This window comes from Nostoc sp. JL31 (assembly GCF_017114965.1).
In the GTDB taxonomy this organism is placed as follows: Bacteria; Cyanobacteriota; Cyanobacteriia; order Cyanobacteriales; family Nostocaceae; genus Nostoc; species Nostoc punctiforme_A.
The window spans coordinates 33554-52123 of the sequence record NZ_JABXKO010000072.1; the positions used below are offsets into that span (position 1 = coordinate 33554).

An 18570-nucleotide genomic window follows, 5' to 3' on the forward strand; every position below is an offset into this window, starting at 1 on the left:
CCGATACAGATTTATCCCTGATCAAAGCCGAGCGTCCTCAGAACTTACCTCTGTCTTTTGCTCAAGAACGACTCTGGTTATTAAACCAGTTGGAACCAGATAACCCCTCCTATAATGAACAAGCAGCTCTAAAACTTCACGGTAAATTAAACGTCGTGGCGCTAGAGCAAAGCCTCAACAAAATTATTGATCGCCACGAAGCTTTACGTACTAACTTCCGCACTATCAACGAGCAGCCAGTCCAGGTCATTACTGACAGCTTAAACTTAAATGTGCCGATAGTAGACCTATCAGAATTACCTGAAAGTGAAAGAGAAATCGCTTGCCAACAATTAGCCACAACTGAAGCTAATCGACCTTTTGACCTTACTAGTTCTCCTTTAATCCGAGCTTCTGTGGTTAAACTCACAGAGGTAGAACACGCTTTGGTACTAACAATACACCACATTGTAGTGGATGGTTGGTCAATAGGCGTATTGATGCGCGAGTTAGCAACCATTTACTCAGCCATCTGCAATAACTTGTCCTCAGAGCTACCTGAGCTACCAATTCAGTATGCCGACTTTGCGATTTGGCAACGGCAATGGTTGCAATCAGAAGTACTCCAAACACAGCTTGATTACTGGAAGCAACTACTCAAAAACGCTCCTACCTTACTAGAATTACCCACAGACAGACCAAGACCAGCGATTCAAACTTTTCGGGGCGAAATTCAATATGGAGAATTTTCAGTTGAACTGAGTGAAGCGATCGCTAATTTCACTAGGCAAGAGGGAGCCACCCTATTCATGACGCTGTTTGCGGCATTTGTCACCTTGCTTTATCGCTATACAGACTCCGATGACATTGTAGTAGGTACGCCCATTGCTAACCGCGATCGCTTGGAACTTGAAGGGTTAATTGGCTTTTTTGTCAACACTTTAGTATTACGTACCGATTTGTCGGGCAACCCCAGTTTTCAGCAATTGCTCAGTCGAGTGCGGCAACTGACACTGCAAGCTTACGCTCATCCAGACTTGCCCTTTGAGGAGTTGGTAAAAGCATTACAGCCACAACGCGACCTCAGCTATACACCACTGTTTCAGGTGATGTTTGTCCTCCAGAATGCGCCTGTGTCTGAAGTAGAGCTTGCTGGCTTAACTATCAGTTCATTGCCAGCCCAAAGCGCAACTGCCAAGTTTGATTTAACTTTATCAATGCAGAACACTGGAACTGGATTGGTGAGTGTGTGGGAGTACAATGTTGACTTGTTTGATGCCAGCACAATCGAGCGGATGAGGGGGCATTTCCAAACATTGCTCGAAGGAATTGTTGCTAATCCTCAAAAACAGATTTCACAATTACCTCTGCTAACAGAAATTGAGCAACAGCAGTTATTACTAAAGTGGAATGATACAGGGGTAGATTATCCTCAAGATAAATGTATTCATCAGTTATTTGAGGAGCAGGTTGAACTTACTCCCGATGCTGTAGCAGTGGTGTATGAAAATCAACATCTTACATACCACGGATTAAACTGTCGCGCTAACCAGTTGGCGCACTACCTCAAGTCTTTGGGTGTAAAAGCCGATGTGCTAGTGGGTATTTGTGTAGAGCGTTCCTTAGAAATGGTGGTGGGACTGCTAGGGATTCTGAAGGCGGGTGGCGCTTATTTGCCACTTGCTTCAGACTATCCTACCGAGCGTTTGCGCTTGATGTTAGAAGATGCTCAAGTTTCAGTATTGCTGACTCAGCAGAAACTCCTCGACAGATTGCCTGAGCATACTGCACAGCGTGTTTATTTAGATGCTGACTGGCAGCTTATTTCTCAGTTAAGTCAGGATAATCTAATCGCTGAGACACAAGCAGCTAACTTGGCTTATGTGATTTATACCTCCGGTTCTACAGGTCAACCCAAGGGAGTGCTGATTGTCCATCAAGGATTATTAAATTTGGTGTTCTGGCATCAACGCACTTTTAAAATCACGACCTTAGACAAAGCAAATCAGCTAGCAGGAACAGCATTTGATGCTGCTGTATGGGAGTTGTGGCCTTACCTGACCGTAGGAGCAAGTATATATTTAGTCAAACCTGAAATTCTTCTATCCCCAGTAGATTTGCAAGATTGGTTGGAATCGAAAAAGATCACTATCAGTTTTCTGCCAACACCAATGGCAGAGCAATTATTGTCTCTGGAATGGCCAGAAAGTACAACTTTGCGAACTATGCTAACTGGGGGGGATAAGCTTCATCGATATCCATCAGGTTTACTCCCTTTCCAGGTAGTGAATAATTATGGCCCAACTGAAAATACTGTTGTCACAACTTCAGGACTAGTAGTTTCTAATGGGCGGGATAATAATATCTCACCACCCATCGGTCGCCCTATAGCGAATGTTGAAATCTATATATTGGACTCTTATTTACAGCCAGTACCTGTAGGTGTACCAGGAGAATTGCACATTGGTGGTGCAGGATTAGCAAGAGGCTACCTTAACCGTCCAGAGTTAACACAAGAAAAATTCATTTCCAACCCCTTTAGTCGAAGCAGGGGAGCAGGGGAGCAGAGGAGCAGGGGAGCAAAAGATAAATTGCAACCGTCTTTCCCCTCTGCCCCTCCGCACCTCTGCCCCTCCGTCTCTTCTGACCGCCTCTACAAAACTGGGGATAAAGCACGCTATTTAAATGATGGCAATATAGAATACGTTGGACGCATTGACGACCAAGTAAAAATACGTGGTTTTCGCATTGAGTTGAGCGAAATTGAAGCAGTATTGAGCCAACATAGTGATGTGCAGTTATCTTGTGTCATCGCCCGTGAGGATAGCCCTGGTGATAAACGTTTAGTCGCCTACGTAGTAGCACATCAGGACTGTAAACCCGCAATCAGCGAACTACGACAATTCCTCAAAACAAAGCTGCCAGAATACATGGTGCCAAGTGCTTTTGTAATCTTGGAATCCTTACCCCTGACTCCGAACGGCAAAGTTGACCGCCGCGCCTTACCAAAACCAGATTTAGACATCACACTGCTAGAAAAATATGTCGCCCCGCGCACACCCATTGAGGAAATGCTGGCGCTCCTTTGGGCACAAGTGCTGAACCTAGAGCTTGTAGGTATATATGATAAATTCTTTGAACTTGGGGGACACTCACTACTAGCAACACAACTGGTTTCACGTATCCGCAACATTTTTAAAGTGGAACTACCATTGCGTGAATTGTTTGCCTCAGCAACAGTTGTCGAATTGGCGCAATCGATTGGGCAATTGCAGCAACAGAACTTAGAACTTTTTACACCATTCATCACACAAAGGGCAGAGAATGCTCAATTACTACTGTCTTATGCTCAACAGCGTCTTTGGTTTTTAGACCAGTTCGAGCCGAACAGTGCCTTATACAACATCCCCTTAGCTTTACGTCTAGTCGGAACTCTTAATCAAGTTGCCCTAGAACAAAGTTTACATGAAATCATTAATCGCCACGAAGCATTACGCACCAATTTTGTAACCGTTAATGAACAACCAACTCAAATTATTCAAAAGCAAACGAATTGGACAGTTTCAGTTGTTAGCTTGAAGCATTTATCAACACTTGTACTGAGCGAAGTCGTTGGCGAAGCCTCTGCCTCAGCAGAAGTAACTGAACAAGAAATCGCTACACAGCAATTAGCGCGACAACAATCTATTGAGCCTTTTGACCTGGCAAATCAAGCATTAGTTAGGGCGACATTACTAGTGCTGTCCGAGACAGAACACATCTTATTAGTGTGTATGCACCATATTGTCTCTGATGGCTGGTCAATGGGTGTGTTTCTTCAAGAACTAGCAGCACTGTACAAGGCTTATTCTCAAGCTCAACCGTCACCTTTAACACCACTGCCGATTCAGTATGCAGATTTTGCACTGTGGCAAAGACAATGGTTGCAAGGAGGCGTACTGCAAAGCCAACTGAGCTACTGGCAACAGCAACTCAAAGATGCACCAGCCTTGTTGTCCCTACCCACAGACCGACCAAGACCTGCTGTGCAGACTTTCGCTGGCGCACATCAAGAGTTTGCACTCTCACAGAAGCTCACTCAAGGATTGATACAACTAAGTCAAAAGCAAGGAGTAACCTTGTTTATGACGCTGTTGGCAGCTTATGATACCCTGCTTTACCGCTACACAGGTACAGAAGACATTTTGGTGGGATCTCCCATTGCTAACCGCGATCGCAGTGAGATAGAAGGGTTAATTGGCTTTTTTGTCAACACCTTAGTGATGCGTACCAATTTAGCAGGTAATCCGAGCTTTAGTGAATTACTGACTCGTGTTCGAGAAATGGCAATGGAGGCATACACTTATCAAAATTTGCCTTTTGAAATGCTGGTGGAAGCATTACAACCACAAAGAGACCTCAGTCATACACCACTGTTCCAAGTGATGTTTGCACTTCAGAATGTGCCTTTATCTGGAGTAGAGTTGGCTGGGTTAAGTGTCACTCCATTGATGCCAGAAAGCACAAGTGCCAAGTTTGATATTACCTTACTAATGCAGAACACTGCTGATGCATTGGTGGGTGTGTGGGAATATAATACAGACTTGTTTGATGCGGGCACAATTGAGCGCATGACGGGTCATTTTGTGACATTGCTTGAGGGAATTATTGCTAACCCAGAACAGCAAATCTCACAATTGCCCCTGCTCACAGAAGTTGAACAACATCAATTATTAGTGGAGTGGAACGATACTCAGGTAGATTATCCACAAGATTTGTGCATCTATCAGTTATTTGAGGAGCAAGTTCAGCGCACCCCCGATGCTGTAGCGGTTATATTTGAAAACCAACAACTTACTTACTACCAATTAAACTGTCGCGCTAACCAGTTGGCGCACTACCTTAAGTCTTTGGGAGTGTCCGCAGATGTGCTGGTGGGTATTTGTGTGGAGCGCTCCATAGAAATGGTTGTGGGATTACTGGGCATCCTCAAGGCGAGTGGGGCTTATGTGCCACTTGATCCAGACTATCCCCAACAACGTTTGAGTTTCATATTAGATGATGCGGCGCTGTCAGTGTTGTTAACTCAGCAATCATTATTGGAATCTTTGCCAGAGCATACCGCACAGGTAGTATGTTTGGATAGCGATCGCCAACTCATTGAGCAACACAGTCGAGAAAATCCACTCACTGGCAGCAAACCAGAAAACTTGGCTTATGTAATTTATACTTCAGGTTCCACAGGCCAGCCAAAAGGAGTTCAAGTTAACCACAGCAGTGTAGTCAACTTTTTAGCTTCCATGAGTCATTGTCCAGGATTAACTGACTCTGATACTTTCTGTGCCGTTACTACCATATCCTTTGATATTGCGGCTTTGGAACTGTATCTGCCACTCATAGTAGGAGCAAAGGTAGTAGTAATTGGGCGTGAAGTCGCCAGGGATGGCGCTAGGCTGTTACTAAAGTTACAGCACTCAAGCACAACAGTGATGCAAGCGACTCCAGCCACTTGGCAAATGCTGGTAGCTTCCGGCTTATCTACTCAACTGTTGGGAATGAAAATCTTGTGTGGGGGAGAAGCCTTACCACCTCAATTAGCCCATCAATTACTAGAAACTGGTGCCCAGGTATGGAATCTCTATGGGCCGACAGAAACTACAATTTGGTCGAGTATTTGTCAACTTAGGAATGAGTCAACGCAACTAGAAGGTAAAAGTGCGATCGCCTCTGGCGCTGCGCTCTGCGCAATCGCACCCATTGGTCGTCCCATAGCTAACACTCAATTTTACATTTTAGATTCACACTTACAACCAGTTCCTGTAGGTGTAGCAGGAGAATTGCATATCGGTGGTTTAGGTTTAGCAAAAGGCTACCTTAACCGCCCACAATTGACACAAGAGAAATTTATCTCTAACCCCTTTAGCACAGACTCTCATTCGCGCCTTTATAAAACTGGTGACTTAGCACGTTATCTAACCGATGGCACAATTGAATACCTGGGACGAATTGACAATCAAGTAAAAATACGTGGTTTCCGCATTGAGTTGGGAGAAATAGAAGCAGTCCTGAGCCAACATGAGGATGTGCAAGCATCTTGTGTTATCGCCCGCGAAGATACCCCAGGTGATAAACGCCTAGTCGCCTACGTAGTACCACATCTAGGACAGACACCTACAGTTAGCCAGTTGCGCTCCTTTCTGTCTAACCAACTGACTACTTACATGGTGCCACATACTTTTGTAATGCTGGAGTCCTTGCCTCTTACTCCCAACGGCAAGGTAGACCGCCGCGCATTAAAAGCACCAGACTCTCGTGGAGAACTAGAAGTCAGTTTTGTAGCCCCACGCAATCAAATCGAAGAAATATTAGCGCAGATTTGGGCAGAAGTTCTCAAAGTAGAGCAAGTAGGAGTTCACGATAACTTCTTTGAACTCGGTGGAGATTCTATTCTCAGTCTTCAAATCATCAATAGAGCAAAGCTTGCAGAATTGCAACTGACTCTCAAGCAATTATTCGCACATCAAACAATTGCAGAATTGGCCATAGTGGCAAATGTAGCGAGTGTTATTCAAATAGAACAAGGTTTGGTAACAGGGACATTACCTCTAACGCCAATTCAACACTGGTTTTTTGAGCAAAATTTACAACAACCGCATCACTTTAATCAATCATTTCTGCTTTCAGTACCATCTGACCTCAAACCAGAGTTATTAAAACAAGTATTGCAGCAATTACTAGTAAATCATGATGCTCTGCGCCTACGTTTTACACAAACTGACTCTACTTGGCAGCAAATTCACTCTGCTGTGACTGATAGCGTTGCTTTCTCTTATGTAGACTTATCGGCACTCCCACAGAATGAGCAAAAAACTGCGATTGAAGCTAGCGCAACTTGCTTACAGGCGAGTTTGAATCTGTCAGAGAATCTAGTGCAAGTCGCCTTTTTCTATCTGGGTATTGACAGGAGGGCGCGATTACTCATCGTTATCCACCACTTGGTAGTTGACGGTGTTTCTTGGCGAATATTGTTAGAAGATTTGCAAACAGCTTACCAGCAACTTGCTCACGGTAAAGCGATCGCACTGCCTGCTAAAACAACTTCTTTCAAAGATTGGTCTAACAAATTAACCAAATATGCACAGTCAGAAACTCTCAAATCCGAGGTGGCTTATTGGTTGAATGAATCTCGCGCCGCAGTTCCTCCTATCCCAGTGGACTATAAAGGGGCAAACACTGTTGAAGCAGCTAGTACAGTAACAGTGTCGTTAAATGAAGCGCAAACTCGTGCCTTACTGCAAGATGTGCCAAAAGCTTACAACACTCAGATTAACGATGTGCTACTGACTGCCTTGGCGCTGGTTTTGAGCAGATGGACTAACTCTAAGAGTGTGCTGTTCAACTTAGAAGGTCATGGGCGGGAAGATATTATTGATGATGTAGATTTGTCACGCACTATCGGTTGGTTTACAACCATCTTCCCTGTACTTTTGAAACTGGGAGCAACAGAAAATCCAGCCGATGCCTTAAAATCTGTCAAAGAACAACTGCGGGCTATTCCTAATAAAGGAATTGGTAATGGCTTATTGCGTTATCTGAGTCAGGATGCAGAAATTGCTGCCCAACTACAGGCATTACCGCAAGCAGAAATCAGTTTTAATTATTTGGGTCAATTTGACCAACTGCTTAATACATCTTCTTGGATGCAGCTAGCTAGTGAGTCTACGGGACACAGCCACGGTTTGCAGAACAACCGCGCTCATCTACTAGATATCAACAGCGTTATTACTGAAGAACGGTTACAAATAAATTGGACTTACAGCCCAAATATCCACCAGCACGCCACAATCGAAAGTCTGGCACAAGAATTTATCAAGACATTGCTTGGACTAATTGCTCATTGTTCATCACCAGAGAGTGGAGGTTATACACCTTCAGATTTCTCGCTAGTCAAGCTCAATCAGCCAGAAATAGACCAACTGTTGGCAAGTTTAGTATTCAAAAATCAATCAGGCAAAACTAACTCCAGAAATATTGAAGATATTTACCCGCTCTCGCCAACCCAACAGGGTATGCTGTTTGAGAGTTTGTACGCTCCAGACTCAGGAGTATATTTTCAGCAGTTAAGTTTAACTTTGAGTGGAAAGTTGAACGTGGCAGCTTTTGAGCAAGCTTGGCAGCAAGTGGTAGCACAGCATTCAATCTTGCGGACTGCTTTTGTTTGGGAGCAATTAGCCGAGCCACTTCAAGTAGTGTATCGGCAGGTGGATGTTAACCTCAACAGCCATGATTGGCAACAGCTATCTGCACAAGATCAACAACAGCAATTAGAGCTTTTGTTGCACTCACAGCGAAAACAAGGTTTCCAACTATCTCAACCACCACTGATACATCTGAGTCTCATTCAATTGAGTGCTGATAGTTATCAATTTATTTGGAGTTCTCATCACTTATTGCTTGATGGCTGGTCGATGCCTTTGGTTTTCAAAGACTTATTGTACTTTTATCAAGCAATTTCTCAGGGTGAAACTAAGACAGTTAAACCAACTCAAAGCTACCGCGACTACATTGCTTGGCTACAGAAACAAGACTTAGCCCAAGCTGAACAATTTTGGAGAGAAAAACTCCAAGGTTTTACCGCACCCACTCCTTTGAGTGTTGATAAAAAACAATCATCAAACCGCAAAAAGTTAGATTCTAGCTATAGCGAACAACAAATCCAACTTACAGTGCAAGCGACAGCCGCAGTCCAAACTTTTGCACGGAAGCATCAACTGACGATCAATAATCTGGTGCAAGCAACTTGGGCATTACTGCTGTGCCGCTACAGCCAAGAAACTGATGTAGTTTTTGGTGCGACTGTATCCGGTCGTCCGCCATCTCTTGTTGGTATCGAGTCGATGGTGGGACTATTTATCAACACCTTGCCAGTGCGAGTTCAAGTTTCAGACGATACCCAAGTGTTGGCTTTGTTGAAGGATTTACAGGCACAACAAGTTGAATCTGAGCAATATTCATATAGCTCATTGGTGGAGATTCAAGGTAAGAGTGAAATCAACAGAGGAACGCCTTTGTTCGAGAGCATTGTTGTCTTTGAGAATTATCCAGTTGATGAGGCAGTGCGTAGCCAGCCGCCGAAGGCATCGCACAATTACAGTTTCTCTATAGACAAGATTCACGGCATTGAACAAACTAATTATCCTCTGACTTTAGTTGCTGCTGTTGGGAAGCAATTGTTGGTGAAGATTAGCTATGATATTAGCCGCTTTGATGATGCAACAATTACTCGCTTGTTAGGACATTTCCAAATATTGCTTGAGGGAATTGTTGCCAACCCACAGCAGAGGATTTTACAATTGCCTATGCTGTCACAGACAGAGCAACAGCAATTATTAGTTGAATGGAACGATACTCAGGCGGATTATCCGCAAGAAAAGTGCATCCATCAGTTGTTTGAGGAGCAGGTAGATAGCACACCTGATGCTGTGGCAGTTGTGTTTGAAGATCAACAACTCACTTACCACCAGTTGAACTGCCGTGCTAACCAGTTGGCACATTACTTGCAGTCTTTGGGAGTGTCCGCAGATGTACTTGTGGGTATTTGTGTGGAACGCTCAATAGAAATGGTAGTGGGACTGTTGGGCATTCTCAAGGTGGGTGGGGCTTATGTGCCAATTGACCCTAACTACCCACAAGAGCGGATTCGTTTCATGCTCGAAGACTGTGGGGCAAAGGTTTTGCTCACCCATAGTCAACTCAAATTGGGGGCTGGGGATTGGGGATCAGGGACTGGGAATACAGAAACTTTTCCGCAATCTCCTTTGATACTGTGTTTAGATCGCGATAACTTTGCCAACCAATCTACAGAGAACCCCAGTCGGCAAAGTCAACCCGATGATTTAGCTTATGTGATCTATACATCAGGCTCTACAGGGCAACCCAAAGGGGTACAACTACTGCATCGGGGTTTAAGTAACTATTTACACTGGGCAAAAGACTACTACGCAGTAGCAGAAGGACAAGGTACACCTGTGCAGTCTTCTCTTAGCTTTGATGCAACCATTACATCACTGTACCTCCCGCTAATTTGTGGGCGTACCACCATCTTGGTAAGAGAAAAACAAGAATTGCAGCTTCTAGCAGACATTGTTAAACAAAATAATCATCTATCCCTGGTCAAAATCACACCTTCGCATCTAGAAATACTCAATCAGCAAATTGAGCCTGATACAATGCCGAATCGGGTCAATGCCTTTGTTTTAGGCGGTGAGGCATTACACGCTAACCAAATAATCCCGTGGTTGACTCATGCCCCCAATACCCGCCTGATTAACGAATATGGGCCGACAGAAGCGGTTGTCGGGTGTTGTGTCTACGAAGCAACTGGAAAAAGGGATCTGGCGGGTGATTTATTAATCGGACAGCCAATTGCCAATGTACGTATTTACATTTTAGACAACCAAAACCAACTCCTGCCTGTCGGCATTCCTGGGGAACTTTGTATTGCCGGGGCTGGTTTAGCCCGTGGCTATCTCAACCGTCCCGAACTCACAGCTGAAAAATTCATCGAACTCGACTTATTTGGTAAAAAAGAACGAATCTACAAAACTGGCGATTTAGCCAGATGGTTGCCTGATGGTAATCTTGAATACCTGGGACGCATTGACAACCAAACAAAAATTCGCGGTTTCCGCATCGAGTTGGGAGAAATTGAGGCATTACTCAACCAACATGATGATGTGCAGGCATCTGTAGTCACTGCCCGCGAAGATACCCCAGGTGATAAACGCTTAGTTGCCTACGTCGTGCCGCATCAGCATACACCCACAATCAATGAACTACGGCAATTTCTGAAAGCAAAGCTACCAGACTACATGGTGCCAAACGCTTTTGTGATGTTGGAATCAATGCCACTCACTCCCAACGGCAAAGTAGACCGTCGCGCTTTACCCGCACCAGATTTACACAGCGAAATCAAAGACAAATATGTAGCCCCGCGCACTCCGATTGAAGAAATACTGGCACAAATTTGGTCACAAGTGCTGAAAGTAGAGCAAGTAGGCATACACGATAACTTCTTTGAACTTGGGGGACACTCGCTACTAGCAACACAAGTACTTTCACGCATCCGTGATCGCTTTAAAGTCCAACTCCCTTTACACGAATTGTTCAATACCCCGACCATAGCTGAATTAGCACCATCAATCGAGAAGTTACAGCAACAAAACTCAGACCTAACTGTTCCACGCATTCTACCAAGGAGCAAAAGATGATGACTGAAGAATTACCCCTATCTTATGCTCAACAGCGTTTGTGGTTTTTAGACCAGTTAGAGCCGAACAGTGCCATATACAACATCCCTTTAGCTTTGCGTCTAGTGGGAAATCTCAATCGGGCTGCCTTAGAACAAAGCTTTCAAGAAATTATTGATCGTCATGAAGCATTACGCACTAATTTCATTACGGTTGATGGAAAACCTTCTCAAGTCATTCAAGCACAAATTAATTGGACAGTTTCAGTTGTTGAGTGCGAACATCTGCCACCAAGCGAACAAGAAATCGCTACACAGCAATTAGCGCAACAACAAGCAATTCAGCATTTTGACTTGGCAGAGGGAGCATTAATCAGAGCGACATTAATTGTGCTGTCCAAGACAGAACACATATTGTTACTGTGTATGCACCATATTGTCTCTGATGCCTGGTCATTGGGTGTATTTGTCCAAGAACTAGCAGCACTGTACAATGCTTATTCCCAAGGTGAACCGTCACCTTTAACACCACTGCCGATTCAGTACGCAGATTTTGGCATTTGGCAAAGAGAGTGGTTGCAAGGGGAGGTACTGCAAAATCAAATCTCGTACTGGCAACAACAACTAAAAGATGCACCAGCCTTGTTGTCCCTACCCACAGACCGACCAAGACCTGCTGTGCAGACTTTCGCTGGCGCAATTCAAGAGTTTGCGCTCTCAGTTGAGTTAAGTAATCAGCTGACACAACTGAGCCAGAAACAAGGGGTGACTTTGTTCATGACACTTTTGGCAGCCTTTGATACCCTACTTTACCGCTACACAGGAGAATTAGACATTCTGGTAGGGTCTGCGATCGCAAACCGCGAACACAGTGAAATTGAAGGGTTAATTGGCTTTTTTGTCAATACTTTAGTGTTGCGTACTGACTTATCAGGCAATCCCAGTTTTAGCGAATTACTCTCTCGCGTTCGGCAAATAGCTCTAGGAGCATACTCTCATCAAGAGTTGCCATTTGAAATGCTAGTTGAGGCATTACAACCAGAACGGGATCTCAGCCATCCACCACTATTCCAAGTGATGTTTGTCCTCCAGAATACGCCCATGTCTGGAGTAGAACTTGCTGGCTTAACTATCAGTTCATTGAGCGCCCAAAGCACAATTGCTAAGTTTGATTTAACTTTATCAATGCACAACTCAGCTACTGGACTAGTGGGGATATGGGAATATAACACTGACTTATTTGACGCCAGCACAATTGAGCGGATGAGTGGGCATTTTGTGACATTGCTCTCTGGAATTGTTGCTAATCCAGAGGAGCGGATTTCGCAATTGCCTTTGCTGTCTCAGACAGAGCAACAGCAGTTATTAGTTGAATGGAACAATACTCAAGCAGACTATCCTGTTGATAAGTGTATTCATCAGTTGTTTGAGGAGGAGGTTGAGCGTACACCCAATGCTGTAGCTGTGGTGTTTGAAAATCAACAACTAACTTACCACCAGTTAAATAGTTGTGCTAACCAGTTGGCGCACTACCTCAAGTCTTTGGGTATAAAACCAGATACGCTGGTGGGTATTTGTGTGGAACGCTCAATAGAAATGGTAGTGGGACTGTTGGGGATTCTCAAGGCAGGCGGAGCATACCTACCACTTGACCCAGAGTATCCTACTGAGCGTTTGGCTTTCATGTTAGAAGATGCTCAAGTTTCCATACTGTTGACTCAACAGCGACTTATTGACAGACTTCCTGAGCATCAAGCAAAACTTATCTGTTTAGATGAAGCTTGGGAAAAAATTGCCCAAAACAATCAAGATAACCCAACAAGTGAAGTCAAAGCTTTTCATCTAGCTAATCTGATTTACACTTCTGGTTCAACAGGTAAACCTAAAGGTGTGATGGTTGAGCATAAGGGATTATGCAACCTAGCTCAAGCTCAGATTCAAACTTTTGGCTTGACTTCGGATAGTCGCGTTCTTCAGTTTGCCTCCTTCAGTTTTGATGCTTCCATCTCAGAAATCTTGATGGCTTTGGGTTCAGGTGCAACGCTGTATCTGGGAACAAAAGACTCTCTATTGCCTGGGAAGCCATTAATTGAGCAATTAAGCGATCGCAGCATTACCCATATCACCCTACCACCATCGGCGTTAGCAGTTATGTCTGGGTCGGAACTGTTGGCACTGCAAACAATAATTGTAGCGGGAGAAGCAAGTTCAGCTGAATTAATCAGAGAATGGTCTGCTGGCAGAAACTTCTTCAATGCCTACGGGCCAACAGAGGCTAGTGTCTGTGCCACAATCGCAAAATGCACTGAAGATGACAATAAAATATCTATTGGTAAGGCGATCGCCAATGTCCAGGTTTATATTTTAGATGAATATCTGCAACCAGTACCGATTGGTGTACCAGGTGAATTGCACATTGGTGGTTTGGGGTTGGCACGAGGCTACCTTAATCGTCCAGAGTTGACAAAAGAAAAATTTATTCCCAACCCGTTTAAGGGAGCAGGAGAGAGTAAATTATATAAAACCGGAGACTTAGCACGCTATTTACCAAATGGCAACATTGAATACCTGGGACGCATCGACAATCAGGTAAAAATCCGTGGCTTCCGTATCGAGTTGGGAGAAATTGAAGAATTACTGAACCAACATAGCGATGTGCAGACAGCTTGTGTTATTGCCCGTGAAGCTCATCCAGGTGATAAACGCTTAGTTGCCTACGTGGTAGGACATAAACAGCATCCACCTACAATCAGCCAGTTGCGATCCTTCCTCTCTAGTCAACTGCCAGAATACATGATACCTCATGCTTTTGTGATGCTAGAGTCTTTACCTCTGACTCCCAACGGCAAGGTAGACCGTCGCGCATTGAGAGCGCCAGACTCTCGTGAGGGACTGGAAATAAGTTTTGTCGCCCCGCGCACTCCGATTGAAGAAATCCTGACGCAAATTTGGACACAAGCCCTGAAAGTAGACCAAGTAGGCATATATGATAACTTCTTTGAACTTGGGGGACACTCACTGCTAGCAACGCAACTAGTTTCACGTATCCGCAACATTTTCAAAGTAGAACTACCATTGCGTGAGTTCTTTGCCAAAACAACAGTTGCCGAATTGGCGCGTTCGATTGAGCAATTGCAGCAACAAGACTTAGAATTGGTTTCTCCACCCATCTTACCAAGGGCAGAGAATGCAGAATTACCACTGTCTTATGCTCAACAGCGTCTTTGGTTTTTAGACCAGTTCGAGCCGAACAGTGCCATATACAACATTCCTATGGCTTTGCGTCTAGTCGGAACACTTAATCAAGTTGCCTTAGAACAAAGCTTGTATGAAATCATTAATCGCCACGAAGCCTTACGCACCAATTTTGTAACCGTTAATGGACAACCAACTCAACTTATTCAAACACAAACGAATTGGACAGTAACAGTAGTTGACTTGAACCATTTATCAACACTTTTACTGAGCGAAGACGTTGGCGAAGCCTCTGCCTCAGCAGAAATAACCGAACAAGAAATTGCTACACAGCAATTAGCGCAACAACAAGCTAATCAACCGTTTGACTTAGCAAACCAAGCATTAGTTAGGGCAACATTAATTGTGCTGTCCGAGACAGAACACGTTTTGAGTGTATGTATGCACCATATTGTCTCTGATGCCTGGTCAATGGGTGTGTTTATTCAAGAACTAGCAGCACTGTACAACGCTTACTCTCAAGGTGAGCCGTCACCTTTAACACCACTATCGATTCAGTATGCAGATTTTGCTATCTGGCAAAGAAATTGGTTGCAAGGCTCGGTACTGCAAACTCAACTAAGTTACTGGCAACAACAACTAAAAGCTGCACCAGCCTTGTTGTCCCTACCAACAGATCGACCCAGAGGATCTGTGCAGACTTTCGCTGGTGGACATCTTGAGTTTGCACTCTCAGTTGAGTTAAGCAATAAGCTGACAAAACTGAGCCAGGAGCAAGGGGTTACTTTGTTCATGACGTTGTTGGCAGCGTTTGATACGCTACTTTACCGCTACATAGGTACGGAAGATATTTTGGTGGGTTCGCCAATTGCAAACCGTAATCGTAATGAAATTGAGGGGTTAATTGGCTTTTTTGTCAATACTTTAGTGTTACGTGCTGACTTATCAGGCGATCGCAGCTTTAACGAATTACTTGGTCGCGTTCGATTGATGGCAATAGATGCTTATGCTCATCAGGACTTACCTTTTGAAATGCTAGTAGAAGTATTGCAGCCAGAACGGGATCTCAGTCATACACCACTTTTCCAAGTCATGTTTGCCCTCCAGAATGTGCCTATGTCTGAGATAGAGCTTGCTGACTTAACTATCAGTTCTTTGCCAGTAGAAAGCGCAACTGCCAAGTTTGATTTGTTTTTATCAATACAGAACACAAGTAATGGACTGGTGGGTGTATGGGAATATAACACTGACTTATTTGATGCCAGCACAATTGAACGGATGACTGGTCATTTTATGACATTGCTCTCTGGAATTGTTGCTAACCCAGAGGAGCGGATTTCGCAATTGCCTTTGCTGTTACAGACAGAGCAACAGCAGTTATTAATTGAATGGAACAATACTCTGACGGATTATCCCCGTGATAAATCTATCCATCAGTTGTTTGAGGAACAAGTAGAGCGTACACCCAATTCAGTGGCGGTGGAGTTTGAAAATCAACAACTGAATTACCAACAATTGAACTGTCGTGCAAATCAGTTGGCGCACTACCTGAAGTCTTTGGGAGTGTCCGCAGATGTGCTGGTAGGCATTTGTGTAGAGCGATCGCTAGAGATGCTTGTGGGACTGTTAGGAATTCTCAAAGCTGGTGGGGCTTATGTGCCACTCGATCCAAACTACCCTCAAGAGCGTTTGGCTTTCATGTTAGAAGATGCTCAAGTTTCAGTGTTGCTAACCCAACATTCACTCCTCGACAGATTACCTCAGCATCAAGCTCACCTTGTCTTTTTAGATACTGACTGGCAAGTGATTTCTCAGTCGAGTCAGGATAATCTCATCTCTGCTGTGCAAGCAACTAATTTGGCTTATGTAATTTATACCTCTGGTTCTACAGGCCAACCTAAAGGTGTAGCCATGAATCAGCTTGCTCTTTGCAATTTGATTCTGTGGCAACTGCAAAATAATACAATTTCCACTGGAGCAAAAACACTGCAATTTGCTCCTATTAGCTTTGATGTCTCCTTTCAAGAAATGTTTTCTACCTGGTTTTCGGGAGGCACATTGTTCTTAATTACGGAGGAATTGCGCCGAGATACCTCAGCTTTGTTAGGTTTTCTCCAAGAAAAAGCTGTTGAGAGACTGTTTGTTCCCTTTGTTGCCTTACAGCAACTAGCTGAAGTCGCTGTTGGTAGTGAATTAGTTAATAGTCATCTGCGGGAAATCATTACTGCTGGGGAACAGTTGCAGATTACTCCCGCGATTTCTCAATGGTTAAGCAAATTAAATGATTGTACTTTGCACAATCATTATGGGCCATCGGAGAGCCATGTAATCATCACTTTTACTTTGGCTGATCCAGTAGAGGCTTGGCCGCTACTGCCTCCTATTGGTCGTCCCATTGCTAACACGCAAATTTACATCCTGGATAAGTATCTACAGCCTGTACCCGTGGGTGTAGCAGGAGAATTGCACATTGGTGGTGTCTCTTTGGCGCAAGGCTACCTCAACCGACCAGAGTTAACACTTGAGAAATTCATCTCCAACCCCTTTAGCACTGACAGGCATTCACGCCTCTACAAAACAGGGGATTTAGCACGCTATTTACCAGATGGCAACATTGAATACCTGGGACGTATTGACAATCAGGTTAAGGTGCGAGGCTTCCGGATTGAATTGGGAGAAGTTGAAGCAGTACTGAGCCAGCATGGAGATGTGGAGGGATGTTGTATCATTGCCCGCGAAGACACGCCAGGTGATAAAAGGCTAATTGCCTACGTGGTAGCACATCAGAACTCTACACCCACAATCAGCGAACTACGGCAATTCCTGAAAGCAAAGCTACCAGACTACATGGTGCCAAGCGCTTTTGTGATATTGGAAGAGATGCCACTAACTCCTAGCGGCAAAGTAGACCGCCGTGCATTGCCTGCACCGGATTTACACAGCAGTAATTCAGACAAATATGTAGCTCCACGCAACCAAGTAGAACTGGAACTAACGCAAATCTGGTCAAGAATTTTGAAAGTTGACAAGGTGGGAGTAAAAGATAATTTCTTTGACCTCGGTGGTCACTCTCTTTTAACTCCTTACTTAATGGCTCAAATTAAACAGCAGTTTGGTAAAAATATTGCGATCGCCAGCCTTTACCAAAATCCAACTATTGAACAATTGGCAACTATTGTACCATTCGATTCAGATTCTAAGACTGGATCTCCCTTGGTAATACTTCAGCCGCACGGTTCTAAGCCACCTTTGTTTTGTCTTCCAGGGGCTGCGGGCTATCCCTTTTATTTGTATGATTTAGCCCGTTGTCTGGGTTCAGACCAACCATTTTACAGTTTCCAAGCAATTGCTCCTAGTGAAGCAGGAGAACTAATTACCCAAGTTGAGGATGTAGCCGCCCGTTATATTCAAGAACTCTTAGTTGTTGAACCGCAGGGTCCGTATTTTTTAGCAGGGCATTCTTTTGGCGGTAAATTAGCCTTTGAAATGGCGCAGCAGTTACTTCGTAAAGGTCATAAGGTTGCTTTAGTTGCCATTCTTGATACTACAGCACCATTTCATCAGAAAAATCCATCAGCTTTTGATTTGGATAACACTAAATGGTTAGCTGAATTAGCAGACACAATCGAAGTTGTTTACGGGAAAAAGATGGATTGTTCTGTTGATACTCTTCAATCTATGCTTTGGGAAGATCAGCTTAAATACGTTCTAGAAAGGTTAAAGAATGCTGATATATTACCTCCTGACGATGAAATTACGCAGCTTAATAATATGGTGCAACTGCTCAAAGCTAACGCTGTAGTCAATTATGTACCACAAGAGATTTATCCAACCAAAATTACTCTCTTACGCGCCAAGGAGAATATCGTCAAGGTTGATGAATCTAATAGTGAAGTACTTTCTGATATTTTGCAGGATTTACACTGGGGCTGGAGCAAATTTTCTGCCGAACCAGTGAATGTCCATTTTGTCCCAGGTAATCATGTGACGATGATGAATCTGCCCCATGTTCAGGTCTTAGCGGAACAGTTGAAAGCTTGTATTGAGCAAGCACAAGAAGTTAGAGGCGATAAATATAAACCTGATTTTGATAATCAGATTCGGCCTATCAAGTTTTTATCTAACCCACATCCCGTAGATATTAAGTGAGTTCATTTGAGTTGAAATTT

Annotated in this window: 1 pseudogene; it reads left to right on the plus strand. The window is 44.0% G+C overall.

What is annotated here, in order from left to right:
* Window positions 1-11: 11 nt before the first annotated feature.
* Window positions 12-18550 (plus strand): annotated as a pseudogene (locus HWQ43_RS33810) (amino acid adenylation domain-containing protein); the annotation flags it as partial.
* Window positions 18551-18570: the final 20 nt, after the last annotated feature.